The sequence below is a fragment of the Agrobacterium sp. 22094 genome, assembly GCF_052046015.1.
GTDB lineage: Bacteria > Pseudomonadota > Alphaproteobacteria > Rhizobiales > Rhizobiaceae > Agrobacterium > Agrobacterium cavarae.
On sequence record NZ_JBQEPX010000058.1, the window covers coordinates 1 to 323 of the forward strand.

The window sequence follows — 323 nt, forward strand, 5'->3', positions numbered from 1 at the left end:
GAAATTTAGTTATTGTTACATTTAGCAATTTCATAGGGGCTGTATTTGTAGCCTACTTTTTCGGTCATATCGTTGGCTTAACTGAGGGAGCTTTTTTAGCGAAAACTATTTCTATCGCTCAAGCGAAACTACAAGATACGCCATTGCAAGCATTTATTTCTGCAATCGGATGTAATTGGCTCGTTTGTTTAGCTGTTTGGCTCAGTATGGGAAGTAAAGAATTTATCGGAAAGATTATCGGTATTTGGTTCCCGGTTATGACTTTTGTTGCGATTGGATTTCAACACGTTGTAGCCAATATGTTTGTCATCCCAGCCGCGATT

Annotated in this window: 1 protein-coding gene; it reads left to right on the forward strand. The window is 38.7% G+C overall.

Annotated elements, in window-relative coordinates:
- The coding region (locus ACTJK5_RS23155) for a formate/nitrite transporter family protein (RefSeq protein ID WP_440613339.1) at positions 1–323 on the forward strand (323 nt) is incomplete at both ends.